This is a genomic window from Streptomyces sp. LS-MS-L19 (assembly GCF_058382285.1).
Genome location: NZ_JBYCLL010000001.1, coordinates 4,322,493 through 4,342,849, shown reverse-complemented (window position 1 = coordinate 4,342,849; position 20,357 = coordinate 4,322,493). Strand labels below are relative to the sequence as shown.

Annotated in this window: 15 protein-coding genes and 3 pseudogenes; 8 read left to right on the top strand and 10 right to left on the bottom strand. The window is 70.3% G+C overall.

Annotated elements, in window-relative coordinates; genetic code table 11:
• Window positions 1-38 precede the first annotated feature (38 nt).
• From AC2XR2_RS19365 to AC2XR2_RS19355, 3 genes are all read left to right on the top strand, one after another.
• A complete protein-coding gene (locus AC2XR2_RS19365) occupies window positions 39-1,508 on the top strand; it encodes an aldehyde dehydrogenase family protein (RefSeq protein WP_491515791.1) in 1,470 nt (489 codons plus the stop codon).
• Window positions 1,509-1,725: 217 nt separating this feature from the next.
• Window positions 1,726-2,586 (top strand): SDR family oxidoreductase, encoded by an 861-nt coding sequence (locus AC2XR2_RS19360; protein ID WP_491515790.1) that lies wholly within the window; start codon window positions 1,726-1,728, stop codon window positions 2,584-2,586.
• Window positions 2,587-2,808: 222 nt separating this feature from the next.
• Entirely contained in the window at window positions 2,809-3,087 is a 279-nt protein-coding gene (locus AC2XR2_RS19355) for a hypothetical protein (protein ID WP_491515789.1), read from the top strand.
• Window positions 3,088-3,591: 504 nt separating this feature from the next.
• Here AC2XR2_RS19355 and AC2XR2_RS19350 read toward each other — a convergent pair.
• The 6 genes from AC2XR2_RS19350 to AC2XR2_RS19325 all read right to left on the bottom strand — a co-directional run bounded on the left by AC2XR2_RS19350 (window position 3,592) and on the right by AC2XR2_RS19325 (window position 11,679).
• Entirely contained in the window at window positions 3,592-4,530 is a 939-nt protein-coding gene (locus AC2XR2_RS19350; RefSeq protein WP_491515788.1) for an NmrA family NAD(P)-binding protein, read from the bottom strand.
• A 68-nt stretch (window positions 4,531-4,598) separates the two neighbouring features.
• Window positions 4,599-8,057, bottom strand: a complete 3,459-nt coding sequence (locus AC2XR2_RS19345) for an indolepyruvate ferredoxin oxidoreductase family protein (RefSeq protein ID WP_491515787.1) — start codon at window positions 8,055-8,057, stop codon at window positions 4,599-4,601.
• Window positions 8,054-8,935: a fumarylacetoacetate hydrolase family protein gene (locus AC2XR2_RS19340; protein ID WP_491515786.1), complete on the bottom strand. Its 882-nt coding sequence runs from the start codon at window positions 8,933-8,935 to the stop codon at window positions 8,054-8,056. Before AC2XR2_RS19340 ends, AC2XR2_RS19345 begins: the two co-directional genes overlap by 4 nt.
• A 3-nt stretch (window positions 8,936-8,938) precedes the next feature.
• The gene (locus AC2XR2_RS19335; RefSeq protein ID WP_491515785.1) at window positions 8,939-9,565 is read right to left on the bottom strand and encodes a VOC family protein; all 627 of its coding nucleotides are present in this window, start codon (window positions 9,563-9,565) and stop codon (window positions 8,939-8,941) included.
• Window positions 9,566-9,595: 30 nt separating this feature from the next.
• Window positions 9,596-11,227 (bottom strand): FAD-dependent monooxygenase, encoded by a 1,632-nt coding sequence (locus AC2XR2_RS19330; RefSeq protein WP_491515784.1) that lies wholly within the window; start codon window positions 11,225-11,227, stop codon window positions 9,596-9,598.
• Window positions 11,224-11,679, bottom strand: coding sequence for an SgcJ/EcaC family oxidoreductase (locus AC2XR2_RS19325; protein WP_491515783.1), 456 nt, complete (start codon window positions 11,677-11,679; stop codon window positions 11,224-11,226). The genes AC2XR2_RS19330 and AC2XR2_RS19325 overlap by 4 nt, the downstream gene beginning before the upstream one ends.
• Before the next feature lie 209 nt (window positions 11,680-11,888).
• Here AC2XR2_RS19325 and AC2XR2_RS19320 point away from each other — a divergent pair, with 209 nt between their 5' ends.
• The 3 genes and pseudogenes from AC2XR2_RS19320 (at window position 11,889) to AC2XR2_RS19310 (ending at window position 14,079) form a co-directional block, all read left to right on the top strand.
• A complete protein-coding gene (locus AC2XR2_RS19320; RefSeq protein WP_491515782.1) occupies window positions 11,889-12,491 on the top strand; it encodes a TetR/AcrR family transcriptional regulator in 603 nt (200 codons plus the stop codon).
• 51 nt (window positions 12,492-12,542) lie between these two features.
• Window positions 12,543-12,806 (top strand): annotated as a pseudogene (locus AC2XR2_RS19315) (IS1380 family transposase); the annotation flags it as partial.
• 565 nt (window positions 12,807-13,371) lie between these two features.
• The gene (locus AC2XR2_RS19310) at window positions 13,372-14,079 is read left to right on the top strand and encodes a hypothetical protein (protein ID WP_491515781.1); all 708 of its coding nucleotides are present in this window, start codon (window positions 13,372-13,374) and stop codon (window positions 14,077-14,079) included.
• A 159-nt stretch (window positions 14,080-14,238) separates the two neighbouring features.
• Here the strand turns inward: AC2XR2_RS19310 and AC2XR2_RS19305 are convergent.
• Window positions 14,239-16,636: pseudogene (locus AC2XR2_RS19305) on the bottom strand (SpoIIE family protein phosphatase).
• Window positions 16,637-16,972: 336 nt separating this feature from the next.
• Between AC2XR2_RS19305 and AC2XR2_RS19300 the strand changes: the two are divergent.
• Window positions 16,973-17,135, top strand: a pseudogene (locus AC2XR2_RS19300) (UTP--glucose-1-phosphate uridylyltransferase); the annotation flags it as partial.
• Here AC2XR2_RS19300 and AC2XR2_RS19295 read toward each other — a convergent pair.
• Entirely contained in the window at window positions 17,136-18,059 is a 924-nt protein-coding gene (locus AC2XR2_RS19295; protein WP_491515780.1) for a nuclear transport factor 2 family protein, read from the bottom strand.
• A 196-nt stretch (window positions 18,060-18,255) separates the two neighbouring features.
• Between AC2XR2_RS19295 and AC2XR2_RS19290 the strand changes: the two genes are divergently transcribed.
• Entirely contained in the window at window positions 18,256-18,699 is a 444-nt protein-coding gene (locus AC2XR2_RS19290) for a MarR family winged helix-turn-helix transcriptional regulator (RefSeq protein WP_491515779.1), read from the top strand.
• A 30-nt stretch (window positions 18,700-18,729) separates the two neighbouring features.
• Here AC2XR2_RS19290 and AC2XR2_RS19285 read toward each other — a convergent pair whose 3' ends face one another.
• The gene (locus AC2XR2_RS19285; protein WP_491515778.1) at window positions 18,730-18,900 is read right to left on the bottom strand and encodes a hypothetical protein; all 171 of its coding nucleotides are present in this window, start codon (window positions 18,898-18,900) and stop codon (window positions 18,730-18,732) included.
• 338 nt (window positions 18,901-19,238) lie between these two features.
• Window positions 19,239-19,754, bottom strand: coding sequence for a TetR/AcrR family transcriptional regulator (locus AC2XR2_RS19280; RefSeq protein WP_491515777.1), 516 nt, complete (start codon window positions 19,752-19,754; stop codon window positions 19,239-19,241).
• Window positions 19,755-20,357: the final 603 nt, after the last annotated feature.

Here is a 20,357-nt window from a genome sequence, read left to right as displayed (position 1 = left end):
ACCCTTAGCGACACGACGTACAACTGGGACGGGACCCCATGACTCTTTTGGACAGCAGTACTTGGGAAGGCCGGATCTTCTCCGGCTCGGGCGAGTGGATCAGCGGCTCCGGCGAGACGTACGACGCTGTTGAGCCCGCGACCGGCAAGACGCTGGGCCGCGTCGGCTCCGCCACGCCCGCCGACGTGAACAAGGCGGTGGAGCGGGCGGTGCTGGCCCAGCGGGAGTGGGCCGCGCGGCCGTATTCCGATCGTGCCGCGGTGCTGCGCCGTGCCGCGCGGCTGTTCGAGGAGCACCAGCAGGAGATCGCGACCTGGTTGGTGCGGGAGTCCGGCGCGATCCGGCCGTTCGCCGCCCTACAGGTGGGCAGTGGTGGCGTGGAGGAGTGCTTCGAGGCGGCCGCCCTGGCCGGGGCACCCTATGGTGAGGTGCTGCGCTCGGGGCTGGAGCGGCTGTCGTTCGCCCGGCGGGTGCCGGTCGGGGTGGTCGGCGTGATCGCTCCGTTCAATGTGCCGCTCGTCCTGGCGATGCGGGCGGTGGCTCCGGCGCTGGCGCTGGGCAACGCGGTCATCCTCAAGCCGGACCCGCGCACCGCGGTCAGCGGCGGTGTCGCCTTCGCCCGGATCTTCGAGGAGGCGGGGCTGCCTCCCGGTCTGCTGCACGTGCTGCCCGGTGGCGCGGACGTCGGTGCCGCCGTCGTGGAGCACCCGCAGATCCCGGTCATCGCGTTCACCGGTTCCACCCGGGCCGGCCGCGCCATCGGAGTCGCCGCGGCCCGGCACCTGAAGCGGGTCCACCTGGAGCTGGGCGGGAACTCCGCGCTCGTCATCCTGGACGATGTCGACCTGGACAAGGCCGCCTCGGTGGGCGCCTGGGGATCGTTCGTCCATGCCGGCCAGATCTGCATGGCCACCAGCCGCCATCTGGTCCACGCTTCGGTCGCCGACGAGTACGCCGCCCTGCTCGCCCAGCACGCCGAGGCGCTCCCGGTCGGTGACCCGGCCACCGAGGACGTCGCCGTCGGACCGCTCATCGACGGCGGGCAGCGCGACAACGTGCACCGCATCGTCACGGAGACGGTCGAGGCCGGTGCCCGGCTGGCCGCGGGCGGCGGGTTCGAGGGCCTGTTCTACCGGCCGACCGTGCTCACCGACGTACCGCTGACCGCGCCGGCCTACGCCCAGGAGATCTTCGGGCCGGTCGCTCCCGTCGTCCCCTTCCGGGACCTGGACGAGGCGGCCCGTCTGGCCGCCGGCAGCGAGTACGGGCTGTCGCTCGGCATCCTGACGCGGGACGTCATGAAGGGCCTCGCCCTGGCCGAGCGGATCCCCTCCGGTCTGGTCCATATCAACGACCAGACCGTCAACGACGAACCCGTCATCCCCTTCGGCGGAGTCGGCGACTCCGGCACCGGCTCCCGCCACGGTGGCGCGGCCGCCAACCTCGAAGCTTTCACCGAACAGCAGTGGGTCACCGTACGCGGCGAACTCCCGCAGTACCCCTTCTGACGCAGCCCTTCTGCCTCGCCGCACTCGGCCCGTTCCGGCACACCCCGCACCAGGAGCGTTGCGCTGGAACGGGCGAGTCCCGGCTAGGCAATCCGCGTAACACACGAGCCGCCTGTGTCAAGCCGACCCGGCCGCTCGGCGCCGCGAACGCGGTACCACGCCCGCCGACCTGCCGATCCAGCCTCGCGATCGGCCATCTGCATGCCGGAGGACACAGGTGTCCACACAACAGCCTTTCGCAGGACGCACCTTGCTGATGTCCGGGGGCAGCCGCGGGATCGGCCTCGCCATCGCGGTGCGTGCCGCGCGCGCCGGCGCCAACGTCGCCTTCATCGCCAAGACCGACGCCCCCGACCCCCGGTTGCCGGGCACCGTCCACACCGCCGCCGCGCAGATCGAGGCAGCCGGCGGACAGGCCCTGCCGATCGTGGGCGACATCCGTGACGACAGCACCGTCAACCACGCCGTGGCCGCGACGGTGGACCGTTTCGGCGGGATCGACATCGTCGTCAACAACGCTTCGGCGATCGCCCTCACCGGCATCGGTGAGCTGCCGATGAAGCGCTACGACCTGATGCAGGACATCAACGCGCGCGGCACCTTCGCGCTCACGTCAGCCGCGCTGCCGTACCTCCTGAAGTCGTCGGCACCACGGGTGCTCACGCTCTCGCCGCCGCTGAACCTCGACCGCCGCTGGCTGGCCGAGCACGCGCCGTACACCGTCAGCAAGTACGCGATGACCATGCTGACGCTCGGTGTGGCCGAGCAGTACCGGGAGCGGGGCATCGGGGCCACCTGCTTGTGGCCGCGCACCCTGATCGCGACCGCGGCGGTACAGAACGTCGTCGCCGGCGACGAGGGGATGCGCGCCTCCCGTCGGCCGGAGATCATGGCCGACGCGGCCGCCGTGATCTTCGGCCTCCCAGCGGCGGAAGCCAACGGGCAGTGCTATGTCGACGAGGACGTGCTGCGTGCCTCCGGTGTCACCGACCTCTCGTGCTACCTCCACAGCGGGGCGACCGAGGACGGTCTCGAAACCGATCTCTTCCTGTCAACCGGGCCAGACACACGTCTGTGATGTTCGCCGCGATCACCGAGCGTCTCGATCCTGCGGCGGTCACGGCGGCGGGGTGGCCGCAGCGCGTCCAGCCGGGAGAGCGGTTCCCGGCGCAGGGTCCTGGAGCGGGCTTCCGGGCCCGCTGACCCTCGAAACCCCGCAGAGCGCACGTTCTCGCCGACACGTGCGTGGGCGTCGTGCTCACGTACCGGTCGGTCTCGTCGTCAGAAGGAGCAACCAATCATGACCACGCCAGACGTGCCCGTAACTCCTGCCAGGCCACCGTCCGCCCTGCGCGCCGCCCTGGTGTCCGGCCTGTTCGGCGGACTGATATCAGCGGTGCTGAGCTTCCTCATCAACTACGCGATGGACAGCCTGCCGGACAGCACGACGGCCAACGCCTTCAATCACGCCATAACCGGTCTCATCAGCGGTTTCCTGGCCGGTTTCATGGGACTTCTGGTGCACCTGCGCAGAGGATCCTCCGCGAGACGGGCGCCGGCCGACGCACCGGACCAGTGAGGCGGGGCGTCTCAGACACAGCTCCGCATCCCCGTCCATGTGACCGACGGCGGTCGGCAGCCGGATGTCGCCGTGGGCGCCGACCGGACGACCGCCGCCCTTGCCCCGGCTCACATTCCGCCCGCGCACGGTGATCCGCTCCGGCGCGTCACGCTCTGCCCGTGGCGGAAGATCTGCAACAGGTCCCGATCCGTCGTACGGGATCCGTGCCCGGCAGGGTGAGCAGACGCCGGCCGGGGCGACGGCTCCCGCGGAGGAGCGCGGCAGGCTGTCCCGGTGACCGGACTGAACGGGGTGGGCCCGGCTGCCGACAGGGCGACCGCCGACGGCAGCACCGCCGTCCACATGTGAGCGACCGCCGGGGCGCGACGCCCCGGCGGTCACTTTCCGACTGGTCGGCCCCCCCGCGCTGGTCGGCGGCCCGGCGCCGGCGGGTCGCTGCCGCCCTGCTCGGCCTCGGTCACCGGTCCCCGGTGACTCGCACGATTGCCGCATGATCAACGGCTAGTGGAGCAGGCGTTTCGCGTGCTCCAGCATCCACTCCCGCAGGGTGAGCGGTTTACGCCCAAGGGTACGTTCGACGAAGTCGTTGCGGGCCCAGACGAGTTCGTTCGCCTTCTCGTACTCCAAGAACTCCCAGAGTTCCGCGCAGCGGGCACCGAGCCTCTGGGAGTAGGCCTCGAAGAAGGCTTCCTTGCTGGCGTCGTGAGTGATCTTCTCGCCGAGGACATCGCTCATCAGCTCGACGGCCTCACTGAAGCGCATCAGGTCGTGACCGTTGTTCAACACGTGGGCCTGGCCGATGTGCCGTCGGTCCTCGGAGAGGAACAGGCGTCCCGCGACTTCGGCTATCTCTCGTGTGTCGATGAAGGGGACGAGACGTTCATGCCAGATGATCTTGCGTTCGCGCTTCAGGCCTTCCTTCATCCTGAAGAAGTTGTCCATGAACGTGGCACCCACGTTGAGGTAGGTGACCGGCAGGTCGCTCTCGTCGAGGATCTGCTTCGCGATGGGGTGCTGGATGGGAACCACGAACTCTGCGTCGCGCAACACCTGGGGGATACGTCGGTCGGTGGCCAACGGTTGCAGGGCCAGCGTGCGCAGGACGTGGACCACGGTGTCCGCCTTCTTGAGGGCGGCGACCAGGTTCGTCATGGCGGGTCCTTCGTCCATCTTCGGAGGGGTGATGACGAAGACTCCCTCCATTCCCTGCACGGCGGACTCCAGCGAGGCGAGGTCGAAGTAGTCGGCATGGACCGCCTCGGCGTACGGGAAATCGCGGCGCAGGGCGTCGATCCCCTCCGGCCTGCGGCTCACCAGTCGCAGTTGGATCTGTGGCGCCTCGCGATGCAGAAAGTGCACCAGCGGCCCGCCGATGTGACCGGCCGCGCCGAAGACGAGAATGCTGCGCGGAACGGGCTTGCTGGTCGTGTCGACAGCCATGGGACGTCCTTCCCGAGATCGTGTGTTCGCGGCGGCCACGGTCTGACCCGTGGCCGCCGCCCGGTGGGTCAGCGATGTGCGTCGGCGTCCTGGCCGGCGAGCCCGAGTTCGGCCAGGCGCTGGTGGAAGCGCTCGATCCCGCGCATGCGCACCTGCTCGTAGCCGCGTACGAGGTGAGCGGCCTCGGCGGCCTCGACCGCGGTGCGGTAACCCTCCTCGCCACCGGTGCGAACCCGTTGGATGAGAGCCTCGACCAGGGCCCAGTACTCGTCCCGCAATGCTCGTTCGGCCCGGCGGACGGCGGTCTGCCCGAAGGGGTCGACGGGGGTGTTCCGGAGCACCTTGCCGGCGGCCAGGACACGGAAGGCCGGCGCCAGAGCGAGCGGAATGCTGATCTTCTTGCGGCGGCCGAGGGCCCGCAGCACCGGAGGATGCAGGAGGTAGCGTGCGCGCCTGCCCCCGGGGAACTCGGCGGCCAGTCGTGCCCGGAAGGCGGGGTCGACCATGAGCCGAGCCGTCTCGTACTCGTCCTTGACCGCGGTGAGGTGGAACAGTCCCTTGGCCACCGCCTCACTGAAGAGGGTGCTCTCGGTAACGGCCCGTTCGGCCTCCCACGCACGGACCACCATGTCGGCGTAGCGCCGGGCGAGCCGGGTGTTCTGGAAGGCGTCCAGCTCGCCGGCGCGGATGGCGGCGAGTCTGCGGGTCTCGCCCCGCAGCGGGGTCTCGGAGCCGAGGATCCGCTCACCGCGCCGCAGTGAGACGTCATGGTTGTCGAGGTCGAGGCCCGTCGCGGCGGCGAAGGCCGCCGGATCGGCGACGGCGACACGGCCCCACGCGAACGCGGCGCGGTTCGCCTCGACGGCGACCTTGTTGCGCTCGATCGCGGCCAGGATGGACGCCTCGGTCACGGGCAGCGCGCCGGCCTGGTAGGCGGCTCCCACCAGCATGAGATTCGCGCTCTGCGCGGACCCGCACAGCCGTTTGGTGGCCTCGATGGCGTCGATCCACGTCACCGTGGCGGCGCGCTCACCGATCTGTGCGCGCAGGGGCTCGGACTCGGGGTACACGGTGTCGGGATCGCGGACCATCGCCCCGGTCGGAACCCTGCTCGTCGAGCCCACCACGCGGGTGCGGCCGGGATCGGCGTAGCCGAGCTGCCCGACGGCGGTCAGCAGGTCGAAGGCGAGGAACGTGTCGGCCGATCCCGGCGACACCCGGTTCGCCCCCGTGACCGGGGTCCGGGTGATGCGCAGATGAGAGCTCACCGGTCCGGCCTTCTGGCTCAGGCCGGTCTGGTCCAGGCCCGTGGTGTGCAGTCCGTCCGCCTCGGCCGCGGCGGCGAGGACGCGGTTGACCGTCACGATGCCTGTCCCGCCGATCCCCGACAGGAACAGGTCGAAGCCGTCGCCGACCGGTGGCAGCTCGGGCGTCCGTACGGCAGGAGGGACGGGGCGGGGCCGCTCTGTCGCGCGCACGCCGGACACGTCCAGCGAGACGAAGGACGGGCAGTCACCGTCCAGGCAGCTGTAGTCGGTGTTGCAGGAGTTCTGCTCGATCGTCGTCTTCCGGCCGAACTCGGTGTCGACCGGCTCGACGGACAGGCAGTTGCTCTTCGCCCCGCAGTCACCGCACCCCTCGCAGATCCGTTCGTTGATCAGGATGCGGGTGGTCCGCTCCGGCTGGCGGCCACGCTTGCGGTCGCGCCGCACCTCGGTGGCGCACTGCTGGTCGTAGATGAGCACGGTGACGCCCTTGGTGTCCCGCAGCTCCCGTTGGGCTTCGTCCAGCCGGGCGCGGTCCCACACGGCGACACCGTTGCCGAGCGGGTCGCGCCTGTCCCGCTTCGCGTACCGCTGGGGTTCGTCGGTGCACACGATGATGCGGGAGACGCCCTGCGCCAGCAGTGACCGGGTCACGGAGGCGACACTGCGCTGACCGGACGGGTCCTGGCCACCGGTCATCGCGACGGTGCCGTTGTAGAGCAGCTTGAAGGTGATGTTGACGTCGGCGGCGACGCACGCCTGCACGGAGAGCTGGCCGGAGTGGAAGAACGTTCCGTCGCCGATGTTCTGGAAGATGTGCGGCACGTCGTGGTAGGCGGACTGCCCGATCCACTGGGCGCCCTCGCCGCCCATCTGCGTGATACCGGTGATCTTGTCCGCGAGGTGGGGCATGCCTGCGGCCAGGCCGTGGCAGCCGATGCCGGCTCCGACAAGGGAGCCCTCGGGCACGACCGTTGAACGGTTGTGCGGGCAGCCGCTGCAGAAGAACGCCGTCCGCGGCGCACCCAGCACCGGCAGCGTCACCGGGGTGGCCAGCCGGGCGACGTCGACCCGGCCGCGCAGCACCCGGCGCAGGGCGCCGGCGACCCGGCCCGCGGTCAGCTCGCTGTCCGAGGGGACGAGGGGGCGGCCCTCGGCATCCCGGGCGCCGATCACGGCGGGCCGGTCCGGTCCGCCGTAGAGGAGGTCCCTGATCTGCGACTCCAGGAAGGCCGTCTTCTCCTCCACGACCAGGAGCGTCTCCAGCCCTCGCGCGAGCCGGCGCACCGCGCCGGGCTGGAGCGGCCACGGCATGCCGATGCGCAGCAGCCGGATCCCGGCGCGCTCGCAGCCGTCGGCGTCGAGACCGAGGTCGGCCAGCGCCTGCACGGTGTCGTCGTACGTCTTGCCGGCCGCGGCGATGCCCAGCCACGCCCGCTCCGGGTCGATCTCGACGACGTCCACCGGGTTCGCCTCGGCGAACCGGACCAGCGCCGCCATCCGGGGCCCGACCTGCTCGGCCTCCAATCGGGCCGAGTACGGCATCACCGGCATGCCGAACTGCTCGTGGCGCCAGGGCAGGCCCTCCCACTCGAAGTCCGGGACGACCGGGGCGGGCCGGTCCGCGCCGAGGTCGGGAACCTCCCAGAGTCCGTCGGCGACATCGGTGACGATCTTGAGGGCGACCAGGAAGCCGGTGGCCCGGGACAGCGCGATCCCGTGCAGGCCCAGCGAGACGACCTCGGCGCCGTCACGCGGTGCGAGGACCGGGATCGAGAGGGCGGACAACGTGCGTTCGCTCGCGCACGGCAGGGTCGACGACTTGCACGCGGGGTCGTCACCGACCGCGAGGATCATGCCGCCGGCCGGGTTCGCGCCGGCGAGGTTGGCGTGGCGAAACGCGTCGGCCGACCGGTCCAGGCCGGGGGCCTTGCCGAACCACATCCCGACCACACCGTCACAGGTCATGGGATGGCCGGGGAGGGTCTGCTGACTGCCCCACACCGCGGTGGCCCCGAGCTCCTCGTTCAGTCCCGGCACGAACCGGATGCCCGCCCGTGCACTGTCGGGGTCCCGCTGGAAGGCGGAATCGACACCTCCCAGCGGGCTGCCCTGATAGCCCGACACGAAGGAACCCGTCCGGCGGCCGGCGGCGGCGTCACGGGCATGCTGCTCGACGAGGATCCGGGGAAGGGCCTGCACACCGGTCAGCTGCCGCGTCCGGTGGCCGGTGCGCACCGGGGGTGTCGTCGTCGTGCTCATGCGGCCGGCTCCTGGGTCTCGGCAGCCGCCGCGGCGCCGGCGTCCGCGGTCACCGTGTTCTCGATGAACCCGATGTTCTGCACCTCGACGCGCACGACGGAGCCGGGTGCGAGGTAGCGCCCCGTCTTCTGCCCCACCCCGCCGGGGGTACCGGTGAGGACGACGTCACCGGGAAGCAGCGTGGTGACCCGCGACAGATGGCTGATCAGGTACGGCATGGACCAGATCAGCTGCGCGGTACTGGCCTCCTGGCGCAGCTCACCGTCCACCCAGGTCCGCAGGAGCAGGTCGGCGGGGTCACCGGCCTCGTCGAGTGACACGACCGCGGGGCCGAGCGGCTTGAAGGTGTCGAAGCTCTTGGCCATCCCCGGGTTCGCCGGCCAGCCGGGCAGCTCGCCCTTCTGCACGTCCCGGGCGCTGACGTCGTCGACCACCGTCAGGCCCGCGACATGGTCGAAGGCCCGCTCCTCGGGGACGTCCGAGGCGACGCTTCCGATCACGACCGCCACTTCGCCCTCGTAGTCCACGCGGTCCGGCGCCACCCGCGGCAGCCGGACGGGCTGGTAGGGGCCCGTCACCGCGGACGGGGCGACGAGGGCGACCGTGGGCTCGCCGGACGGGGCGGCCTGGCCGGTCTCGACGCGGTGTTCGTGGTATGCGTACCCGACGATCCATATCTTCGGCGGTGCGCTCACGGCGGCCCGCAGGTCGGCCGGATCGAGGGGGCGCCGCTCACGGACGGGTGCCTTGGCCAGGGACTGAAGCGTCTCACCGGCGGCCAGCGCCGCTTCGAGACCGGGGTAGGGCACGTCGAGCAGGGACAGTTCGTCATCGCGCACGGAACCCAGGCCGTGCACGGTCGTCGCGATCCTGGCCATGGTTCAGCCCTCGATCGAGAGCAGCTTGTCGAGGGGCTCTCCCGCCCGGTACCGCGCGACGAAGTCGGCGGCGTCCCATTCACGTCCCGAGGGGTTGCGGCGGAAGGCCTCGGAAGCGATGAGGGCGGCCTCCTCGGCGGCATCGGCGCAGTTGGCGAACGACTGCTCGATGATGTTGCCGTCGGGGTCGCGGTAGTAGAAGCTCGTGCCCGGACCGTGGTTGGCCGTGCGGTGGGGGGTGACACCCCGCGCCGCGAGCCGCTCGTACTGCTGCGCCATCGCCTCGATGGACGGAAGCCGGAACTGGAAGTGATGCATGCCGGGCCCGTCCACGGGCGTGGTCGGTGTGCTGTCGATCCCGAAGATCGCGAGCAGCTGACCGTACGGGTACTCGCCCTCGTGCACCCTGAAGAAGGCGAGCCGCACGTCGGCCGCGCGCAACTGGCCGTCGACCGGCTTGCTCTCGGCATCCGGCTCACGCTCCAGGAACGGGTTCCGGTCGAGCACTGTCCGGTACCACTCGCGCATCTCCGCGAACCGGCCGGTGCGCAGGACGAGTTCGTACATCTGCAGCGTGACGGCGCTCTTTGGAGCGGTGGTGGCCTCGGGGGCCGGCTGAACCGTTGTCATGTCGTACTCCTCAGTGTCGTGGGGGGAAAGTCACTGTGCGGGGGAAGGCGCGAGGGCAGCGCCACGTACGAGGTCGAGCAGGCTCTCGACATCCGCCGGCAGAACCGGGCCGCGCCAGGCCACATGGCCGTCCGGGCGGACCAGTACGAGGGCTTCCTGGTAGAGAAGCGCGGTCTCGGGGTCGTCGACGTCCAGGACCGACAACGGGACGGCCCGCGCCCGTGCCGCGTCGAGCAGCGGGTCGAGCCCCGGCTTGGAGCCGGAGCGGACGACCGTGAAACCGCGTCCGAAGTGGTCCAGAGTCGAGCTTCCGTCCGGCAGCCAGGCATGGGGGGCGCGGGCACCGGCACACGTCGACGGGATGTAGAGGTCCGAGCGGTCCTCTGGGGCGACGGCCTCGTCGTAGTGGCACAGCGGCGAGGCGTCGTAGCGGTAGCCGAGCTGGACGCCGGCCGTGACGTACTCCTTGAGGCGCTCCCGGAAGATCACCTCGGCGGCGTGGGTGCGGGCCTCGGTGCCCTCGGGGGTGTCCGCCTCGAGCAACGGGCCCGAGGGGACCCTCTTGTCGGCCGCCCAGTTCTCGGCGGCCCACCGCCCGTTGCGCAGGGCGATCGGCCGGCGCTCGGGTTCGTAGCCGGCGAGCAGCCCGGGCCCGCCCCATCCGGCGTGCACGGCCGCGAGCTTCCACCCGAGGTCGACCGCGTCGCCGATACCGGTGTTCGCCCCGAACCCGCCCTTGGGCCAGCGCAGGTGTGCGGCGTCGCCGGCGAGGAACACCCTTCCCACCCCGTAGCGGTCGGCCACCACCAGGTGTCCGGTCCAGGGCTGGCACCGGATGACCTCGACGTCCACCTCGGTCCCGACCGCCTGGCGGACGACGTCCCGTGGATCCGGGTCGGACCCGCCGTCGTAATAGACCGAGCAGCGCCAGAGCTCCTTGCCGTCGACCACGGTGAGGTACGGGCGCAGCGGCGAGGCGTTGGTCTGGATCTGCGTGGCCCCGACGAGCCCGTGCCGCTGCAGCAGGGTCCGCAATCCGGCCGAACGGAAATAGACGGCGAAGTTGTGCCCCTGGGCGAACTCGCCCTCGTACTGGATCCCCAGCCGTCGGCGGATCATGCTGCGGGCGCCCTCGCACGAGACGAGGTGGTCGGCGCGTATCTGGAGATCCCGGCCGCCGTCGAGATCACGAACCTGGACCGTGACGCCGTCCGCGTCCTGCTCGAAGCCCGTCGCCTCGTGCCGGTGGGCGATCGTCACGGACTCGTAGGACTCGGCGTGCCGGCGCAGCAACGGATCGAACGTGAACTTCGCCTGGACCATCGGCCTCTCGGGGGTCCACTCGTCGATCGGTGAGCGCGCCCCCGGCTCCAGGGTGGCCAGCACGTGCCCGGTCACGCTGGTCACGAAGGCGATCCCGCCCCGGTAGCCCCGCGGCGGCCAGCCCAGCTGCCGGGCCTCGTCCGCGATCCCCCAGCGGCGCAGATGCTCCATCGTGCGGCAGAAGATGTGCTCGCCGGCCGGGAACACGATGCTGCCGTCCCCGGCGTCGAGCACGAGCGTTTCCACTCCCCGCCAGCCCAGTTCGCAGGCCAGCGCCAACCCCACGGGCCCGGCGCCGACGACCAGAACGGGTACCCGGTCCGGAAGGGCCCGGCTCACCGCGGGCCCCCGTCGACGAGCGGAGTGGATACGTGGCGGTGGATCCGCCAGGCTCCGTCGCGCAGCGACAGCCCGATGTCCAGAGCGGACGTCAGCTCGGGGTCGTCCGGCGACGGCCCGCTGGGCAGGAACACGGACAACGTGCCGACCAGTCGCGCCCCGGCCTCACCGGTGGCGGTCACGCGCAGGTCGGTCAGGACGTGCCGGGTGACGCGTCCGGTGTCCGCCTCGCGGGCTGCCATCGCGGCGGCGATCGCCTCGGTGCCGACCAGCTTGCGGCCTCGCGCGGTCTCGAAGACCGCGTCCTCGGTATAGCGAGCCACGGCGTCCGAGGCGCGGCCGGAGTCGATGGCCTCGTAGACGGAGCGTACGACGTCCTCGCACGCGGTCTCGGGGGGTGGCGGGTCTGCGATGGGTGGCGAGATCACTCTCGGGCGAAGTTCAGCGTTCACGACGCCTCCTCTGCGGCTCTTGTCCGGAAGGCTAGTCACTCTTGAGTCGGAGTCAAGAGACTCTTGGGTGTCAATCAAGAGAGAGGGGAAGTTGACCTTTGGGGGGCGCTGACGAACCACTGGTCTCCGCAGCCGTAAGGTCGGAATCACCAGACAAGCCAGGAACGAGTCCGGCCCACGCCGCGGGGGCCGCAGCCAGGAGGGCGGCCGTGCCCAGAAACCGTCAGCAGGTCCCGCGCGAGGAGCGGGTCCAGGCCATCCTCGATGTCGCCACCGAGCTCTTCGCCGAGCAGGACGCCCAGGACGTGGCGATGGCGGAGATCGCGCGACGCGCCGGAGTGCGCAGTGGTGCTGTCTACTGGTATTTCGAGTCCAAGGACCACCTCCTCGCCGCCGTCCTGCGCAGGCTCGGCGAGCGGGGCGCCGAACGCGTCGCGGCACTCGCGCCTGACATAACGCCGCAGCAGCGGCTGATCCACTACCTGACCGAGATGCGTCCCCACCGCACCGTCCACGCCTCCGCACACGCGCGACTGAACTCCTCGCCGGTCGTGGCCGAGGCCCACGAGCTGGTGATGCGGCAGCTGCACAGTCTGATCGAGGCGGCACTGGAGCAGTGTCCGGCCGCCGAGCGCCGACTCCTGGCGGGCCTGATGACCTCGTCGTTCGAGGGCGTCAACCAGCCCGGATACGACGGGCCGTCGGCGACCGACCTGATGGCCTTCGTCCTCGACCGGATGGTTCCTCACCCCGCCACAGTCCCGGGCGGGCGCGCGTCGGACGCGGAGGTGGGCGTCACCGGCGGCTCTTGACCGCGGAGCGCAGGGAGGCGGCCGGGTGGCCGGTTCGGTCTGCTGGCCAAAACTGTCTGCAAGACCGGTCTTGATCAGGCTGTGTCCGCGGTCTTGGCCCTGCGGCGGAAGCCCCGGGGCATCCATGATCCCGGCAAGATGGTTGTGGTCCTCACGCTGGCGGTCGCGCTCGGCGGGGACTGCCTCGCGGGCATCGTGCTGCTGCGGCCCGAGCCGGCCGTGCTCGGGCTGGTCGCCTCCGACCCGACGGTCTCCCGGCTGATCGGCACCCTCGCCGCTTCGGGCGAGAAGACGCTGACCATGATCCGCGCCGCAGCTCCGAAGTAGTCGGCGGCTTCAAGGCCAGCGGCCTGGGCTGCGAGTTCGGCCCCGAGGGCCTTGCCGGATACCTGTAGCTGCAGTCCGTCCACCTCTGACCGGCATGGACGAATGGCGTGCGGAGCGCCCGTCGCTTCCCGTACCCCGCCCCTGTGTACGCCGCGTACAGGGACCCGTACAGATCCTGCTCCCGCCAACCAATGTCTCCGGCGCTCCTTGCCGGAAGGGTGGTTCGTGCGGGCAAACGACCTCAGAAAGGGCACAATCGTGAGCAAGCCGCGCAGGTGGATCGCCCAGCGGATCGAACAGCTGGACCCGGAAACGGACTACGTCGAGATCTGGCGCCTCACCAGCACCTACGGTCTCGACGACTTCACAACGAACTTCTCCTACACTCACGTGTTTCCCGCACTTCTACATCGCTCGGCACGGGGCTCAGCCGCTGTGGCACGAGGGGGACGCCAAGGCGGTCGAGCGGGCCACCCAGCGCGTCGAGGACACCATCCGCAACAACCTCGTCTGGTGGCACTACGGCCCGCACCACCCCAAGACGCAGAAGTCGGTGGAGGGCATCAACAAGCTGCACGCCTTCCACGCCAAGCGCTATCCGGGCAGCTTCGCGCACCAGGACGACTACGTCTACACCCTGGCCTTCAGCGCCGCCTCGCTCCACCGCCTCTACCTTCAGCTCGGCCTGCCCGGCTACACGGAGAAGCAGAAGACCGCCGCGCACCGCTTCTGGCGGGAGATGGGCAAGCTGTTCGTCGACGAGCACGGCAACGCCATCCTGGACTTCCCCGAGGACTGGGACTCGATGACGGCCTTCCTCGACGACTTCGAAAACCGGCCCTGGCCCCAGCACGAGGAGGGCCGCATGGTCACGCACGCCATCCTCGACCAGTTCGCCCACCGGTACTTCCCCAGGCCACTGCACGGGTTCGCCCGCGCCCTGGCGGTCTCCACCATGCACCCCACCACCTGGCGCGCGCACAGCATGACCCCGCTGCCCGCACCGGCCCGGTTCCTGCTGCTCCGGTCGACCGGACTGCTGCTCCGCCTCCAGCAGATGCTGCGCCCGGACCCCACCGAGAACCACCAGGAGATCCTGGAGAGCCTGACCAGGGACCAGCGCCGGGAACGCTCCGCCGCGATCAGGGAGCTGGACAAGGAGTTCTCCCACTTCTTCCGCGAGCGTCACGGCCTGCCCCCGCGCGGAACCTCCCCGGAAGCGGCGGCCCAGGTCCCGACCGCGACCTCCTTCACGGCCTGACGACGGAAGGCCCGCTGCACGCAGCTGGGTGTCCACAGGCCCGTACGAACCCTCGGCCCGAGGCGCTGAGTGTGGCTGTGTCCCGAAGTTCCGGGCTGTGGGGTCGGGCACGAATCCGCCTGACCCCACCACCGCAATCCCGTCTCGGCCGCTGACCCATCAAACCGCCTCCAGAATGCACTCCGCCCAAATGGTCTTCCCAGCGCGCGTATGGCGGCAGCCCCAGCGGTGGGTGAGCTGGGCGACGATGAGGAGGCCCCGTCCGCCTTCGTCGAAAACACGGGCTCGCCGCAGGTGTGGCGAGGTGCTGCTGCTGTCGCTGACCTCGCAGATGAGGGTGGTGTCGCGGATCAGTCGCAGCTGGACCGGCGGTTTGCCGTAGCGGATGGCGTTGGTGACCAGCTCGCTGACGACGAGTTCGATGATGAAGGTGGTGTGCTCAAGGTCCCAGACGGCCAGTTGGTCACCCACCATTTCGCGGACCTGAGCAACGGCGGCGGGGTCCGCAGGCAGCTCCCACGTGGCAACGTGTTCGGCACGCAGCGCGTGGGTTCGGGCCAGCAGGAGGGCGGCGTCGCTGATCCGCGTCCCGGTCGGCGCTCTCGACGAGGCCGTCGGTGTAGAGCGCGAGAACACTTCCTTCCGGCAGTTCGAAGTCCGCGACCTCGAAGGGCAGGCCACCCACGCCCAGCGGAGGCCCGGCCGGGAGACGCAGGAACTCCACCGTCCCGTCCGGGCTGACGAGAGCCGGTTCGGGATGGCCGGCCCGAGCCATGGAGCAGTGACGGGAGACGGGGTCATACACGGCGTACAGGCACGTGGCCCCCACCTCGTTCGCCGCGCGGTCCACTGCCTGGTGTGTCCCGCTCACGGTCCCCTCACGATCGAGTCGCAGCACGAGGTCGTCGAGCTGGGTGAGCAACTCGTCGGGCGTCAGGTCCACATCGGCCAGGGTCCGGACGGCTGTGCACAGCCTGCCCATGGTGGCGGATGCCTGGATGCCCCGGCCGACGACGTCCCCCACCACGAGCGCGACTCTCGCCCCGGACAGCGGAATGACGTCGAACCAGTCACCGCCGATGCCTGCGCCCGGATCGGCGGGCAGATAGCGCGTGGCCACCTCCACACCGGCCTGCCGGGGAGCTCGATCCGGCAGGAGACTCCCTTGCAGGGTGAGTGCGATCTCGCGTTCGCGGGTGTAGCGGCGGGCGTTGTCGACGTACACCGCCGCCCGGGCGGCGAGTTCGTCAGCCAGCCGTAGGTCTTCCTCGTCGAAGGGTTCGGGGGTGCGGTGGCGATGAAATATCGCCAGTCCCAGCGTGACTCCGCGGGCACGCAGGGGCACAGCCATCGCGGAGTGTACGCCGTGGAGCCGGCCTCTGCGGGCGCGCTCCGGGAAGCCCTTGGCCCACTCCTTGAGGGTGGCATCATCCACGCCGGTGCGGATGGCGCCGCCGGCGGCCAGCGCGCGACCGGGCGGTGACTCCGCGTGGTAGGTGTGTCTCGCTCCGATCCGGACCACCGCCTCGGGGCACCCCGGCAGTACGGAGCGCTGGGCGACACGGCGGAAGACCAGGCCTTCCCCGACCGGGACGCTCCCGGCATCCGCACCGCCGAGGACACGGTCGAGCAGGTCGACGACCACGAAGTCGGCGAAGTGGTCCGTGCCGACTTGGGCGAGCTCGTCCGCGGTACGGGCCAGGTCGAGCGTGGTGCCGATCCGCACGCCGGCCTCATTGAGCACGCGCAGCCGCCGACGCGCGTGGGACCGCTCCGTCACGTCGGCCGCCGCGAGAGACACGGCGCGCACCCGTCCGGCGCGGTCCCGGACCGGGGAGAACGTGATCAGCCAGGCGTCGGTGCCCGCCTGCTCGGGTGTGCGCAGACACCCTTCCCGCTGTACGGCCTCGCCAGTCCGCCACACCTGCTCGATGGTCTGCCCGATGTCCTCCAGACCGTTCGTCGGTCGGCCCGTTCGGAGGCGGCCGATGCGTGCACCGAGCAGTTCGTCCTGGGGTCTCCCCACCGCTCCTGCCATGGCCGCGTTGACCGCGAAGCACAGTCCCCGGCGGTCGCAGAGCGCCAGGGGAAACGAGATCTGCTCCAGTGCCCATTGTTCGAGAACGGGCGTGTCCGGTACCCCGACGGCGCTCTCGGCCGTGCCTTCGGACGTCGCGGGCACCGTAGCCACAAGGAACCAGCGCACGTCCCCGCCCAGATCCCACAGCGGCTCGGTCCGGAGCCACACCTCCAGACGGCGGCCGTCGCGATGCCGTACGGCGATCCGGCCCTGCCACACCTCACGCCGCGCGCAACAGCGCCGCACGGCAGCCGGAAGGGGCTCCGCGAGCAGCCGCTCGGCCTCCTTGCCGACCACCTCCACCGGCTCATGGCCGAGCAGCTCGCGCGCCCCTGCGCTCCAGGCGCTCACCAGACCCTGCGCATCCACTGCGACCGATGCAGCCTGCCTCGGGGCAGTCCCTGCGTCATCGGCGCCGACCGGTACGGGAACGTCCTTCTCCATCGCGGCACCTCTCGCCCCAACGCGCCCGTCCATCGGACGGGGCATCGGCATCCACATCGCCTTCCACTCAGCGTGCTCCCCCCGACGTGCTTTCTCCAGTGTCGGGCTGCCATCTCGAATACGCAGGTCAATGGGCTGGCGTGAGGCGGGGCGAGACCCGGCCACGGCTCCGCTGGGCGGGACGAGGGCGGCGTCGAACCTGCGCCGATGCAAGGACGTGGTTCGTATTGCTCCGACCGGAGGGATCGATCTTGGCTCCGTGGCTCTCAGGCCCTGTGCCCGTTGTTCTCGGCGGCTAGAAGCGCGGCGGTGCCCCGCAGCGAGCACAGGCCGGTCTTGGAGGGAATACGGGATGACCATGGTCCGTTTGCGGCCGTGGAGACCACGGGACGACGACGTCGTTCGGGTCACCGGCCTGGTGGGGAAGCCGTCGCGGCAGGACGCGCCGAGCGACCACGCGGTGATCGGCCGCTATGTCCTCGACCCGGCGGAGTTCAACGCCCTGGAGCGCACCCCGCCCGGCCGGAACGGGTCAGAACATGGAGTTGTCGTTGGCGGAGGTGGAGGGCACGTTCTGGACGATGTCCCAGTGCTCCACCACCTTGCCGTGCTGCACCCGGTAGATGTCGAAGACACCGGAGGCCACGCCCGGCATGACCGTGCCGCGGGACTGGATCACGACCAGGTCGCCTTCGGCGATGACCCGGAAGATGTCGGTGTGGAAGTCGGGGAACGCCGCGAACATCCCGGCGATCCCGTCCTTGGCTGCCTTGATGCCGTTGGCGAAGCCGGGGTTGTGCTGGTAGTAGGGGTCGACGATGGAGCGGTCGAACGCGGTGACGTCCTTGTCCACGAACACCTGCTTGTACATATCTGTGACGAGCCGCTTGTTGAGCGCGGTGGGCGCGTACGGGGCCGGTCGGCTCACCTGCGGTTGGCTGAGCGTGGAGAACATGTCGTTACCGCTGACCGTGGTCGCCGGCACTTCCTGGGTCGTGTCCCAGTGTTCGACGATCTTGCCGCCGTCCAGGCGGTACAGGTCGAGGACCGAGTAGCCTCGCGTGCCCGGTTCGAGTATCAGGTTGCTGTGGACGGCGATGAGGTTGCCCTCCCCGATGACGCGCTTGATCGAGATGCGCGCGTCGGGGTGGGCCTTGTTCTGCGCTGTCACGTAGTCGCGCAGTCCTGCCGACCCGTCGGCGATGCGGGGATCGTGCTGGACGAAGTTCGAGCCGAGGTAGTCGTCGATGGCCGACAGGTCGTGCCGGTTGTACAGACGATTCGTGAAGGACACGACCAGCGCCTTGCGGGCGGCAAGCGACTGCTTGGAGGCAAGCGACTGGCTGTAGGCGGGCCGCGAGGCGTCCGTCTTGGGCGCCGCCATGGCTGACTGGCCGGTGAGCAGGACGGCGGCGAGCGCGACGCCGCCGGCCAACGTTTTTGTAAGTGCCCTCATGGCTTCTCTCTCTCCAGAAAATGTCTTGCTAGAAAGATATACATGGAAAGCCTTGCCCGCAAGACTCTGGCGCGCAAGGTAAGATGCGGCAGGGCAGGCGGTGCTACGGCACGCGCGGAGCCGGACTGCAATGCAGGTGAGGGAGGGACGAGGTATGAGCACGTCAGGTCGACCCCCGGGCGGGCGTGGACGGCCCGTGTCCGTCGACGACGAGACGCTGGTGAGCTGGTGGGGGCTCATCCTGGAGGGCTTCAGTCACGTCCACAGCCGCGTCGACGCGGACCTGCGCGAAGTCGCAGATCTACCCGGACCGTGGTTCGAGGTTCTGCTGCGGCTGTCGCGGACACCTGGCCGTGAACTCCCGCTCACCCACCTCGCCAAGGCGGTCGCCTTCTCCAGTGGCGGGTTCACGAAGATGACCGACCGGCTGGTCGCGAGCGGGCTGATCGAGCGACGGCCGAGTCCCACCGACCGCCGAGTGACGCTGGCCGGCCTCACGCCGCAGGGCGCGAGCGTTCTGGAACGCGCGCTGCGGGTACACCTCGAAAGCCTCCGGCGGTACGTGCTCGAGCCGCTGGGAGCGCAGCGGCTCGAGCAGGTGGCCACCGGCATGAAGGCGCTGCGCGACCAGGAGAGATGAGTCCACCCGCCCTGGCGCTACAAGCGGTGGTCAGACCGCGTCGGTCACCTCGGCCGCTGGTTGCGGCGCGTATGCCCGGCGCCCCTTGGCCTTTCTGAGGGCGACGAAAACAACGACGACGACGATCAGACAACACACCGCCGCCGCGGCCATGACCACGCCCAGCCCGTAGCCGTCGGCCGGCTTGCCGGACCCGGCCACGTCGAAGGCGCTGAGCAGCGAAGCTCCCTGCAGGTCCGTGTGAGCGCGGCTGCACCACTGCCGACCCGCCGGGTACCGCCCAGTCGGAGCGCTCTTGGCTGCTCGAGGTCGGTCAAGGGCCCAGCGGGGGCGGACGGAGTCGCCTCCGTCGCCCAGCCGGGACTCTGGTTCGGCGAGGGAGGCTGTGCGCGTGCGATGGCGCGAACCGGTGTGGTGCGCGGCGGGCACGCCGCCTACCGCGGCACGATGCCTCTACGGCAACTCCGCGCGTTCCGTCAGGATCGGATCAGCAACGTCCGCCGACAGCCCCGGGGTCGTCGACTCGACGGCGACGACAGTCACTTCGTATGTTCGTTGACCGGCCGGTTCGCCAGTTCGAGGACGGCGGCCACGAGGTCGGTGGCGGACGTGCCGTGGTAGCCGGGCTGGTTGGCACCTTCGAAGGCCGCGATGACCAGATCGCCGATCACCTCGCGCTCGCCCAGCGGAATGCCGTCGAGCGCTTCCCCGATCAGCGTGCGCAGCTGATCCAGGAGCAGGTCGTGCGCCTCCGCGACGACCGCGGACGAGCTCAGCCGAGCGTGGGCCGAAGCGTGGATCATCCGGAGTGGGCGCAGCTCACGCAAGTAGTGGAGCAGGCGTTCACCAGGCGGCAGGGCCACCGGCTCGGCATGCGCGGCGGCAGTGCGCTCGGCCAGCCGACGAAGCACGGCGGCAAGGACGTGGTCCTTGGACTCGAAGTACCAGTAGACGGCGCCACTGCGGATGCCGGATCGGCTCGCGATCTCCGTCATCGCCACGTCGTCGAAGCCGCGGTCGGCGAACAGTTCCGCCGCCACATCGACAATCGCCACGACACGTTCTTCGCGGGGGATTCCCTGGCGATTCCTCGGCACTCGCCCACCCTCCCGGGCCAGGTCACCCACGGCCACCTATGGGCGACCGCCGACCATGACGTCCGTCGCCGGACTGGTGGCCTCACCGAAGTCGTATCTCCGGCCCGCCCGGAGTGGGCTGGGCCAGGAAGAGGCTACCAAGAGCCGGCGACCCGGCTCACTACGGCCGCAGTCGGCGACGGCCATCCGGCCACGTCGACCGACCCGGCCTCCGCACCCGCCGGCCGAGGGGAGCCGGGCAAGGAGTTCGGCGCGACGGCAGCGGAAATGCTCGACGGAGCGCGGCTTGACGTCCTCGTAGCCGCACCCCACTTGGTGGCCTGCGGTGAGGTCGTGAACCAGGGGGCCGTGCCTGGCGAGAGGACCGCAATTGCCGTCCGCACCCCACCGACGCACTCGGTTAGGAGCGCGCACTCTGTCCGCTCACGGCGGCGTAGCCGAACAGGTCCAACGTCTGCGGCCCTTGCTGCGCAACGCCGTCGAGGTGGCGAGCACTCGCACCCGGTCGACGCGGTGAAGGCCTTTGCGGCTGCGTACATCACGATCGCCGCGACGGCGAAG

Bases quoted from the DNA above. Each gene is read 5' to 3' on its own strand.
- AC2XR2_RS19345 (WP_491515787.1), bottom strand. From the start codon at position 8,057: ATGAGCACGACGACGACACCCCCGGTGCGCACCGGCCACCGGACGCGG.
- AC2XR2_RS19350 (WP_491515788.1), bottom strand. From the start codon at position 4,530: ATGGCTGTCGACACGACCAGCAAGCCCGTTCCGCGCAGCATTCTCGTC.
- AC2XR2_RS19335 (WP_491515785.1), bottom strand. From the start codon at position 9,565: ATGACAACGGTTCAGCCGGCCCCCGAGGCCACCACCGCTCCAAAGAGC.
- AC2XR2_RS19295 (WP_491515780.1), bottom strand. From the start codon at position 18,059: ATGAGGGCACTTACAAAAACGTTGGCCGGCGGCGTCGCGCTCGCCGCC.
- AC2XR2_RS19340 (WP_491515786.1), bottom strand. From the start codon at position 8,935: ATGGCCAGGATCGCGACGACCGTGCACGGCCTGGGTTCCGTGCGCGAT.
- AC2XR2_RS19355 (WP_491515789.1), top strand. From the start codon at position 2,809: ATGACCACGCCAGACGTGCCCGTAACTCCTGCCAGGCCACCGTCCGCC.
- AC2XR2_RS19365 (WP_491515791.1), top strand. From the start codon at position 39: ATGACTCTTTTGGACAGCAGTACTTGGGAAGGCCGGATCTTCTCCGGC.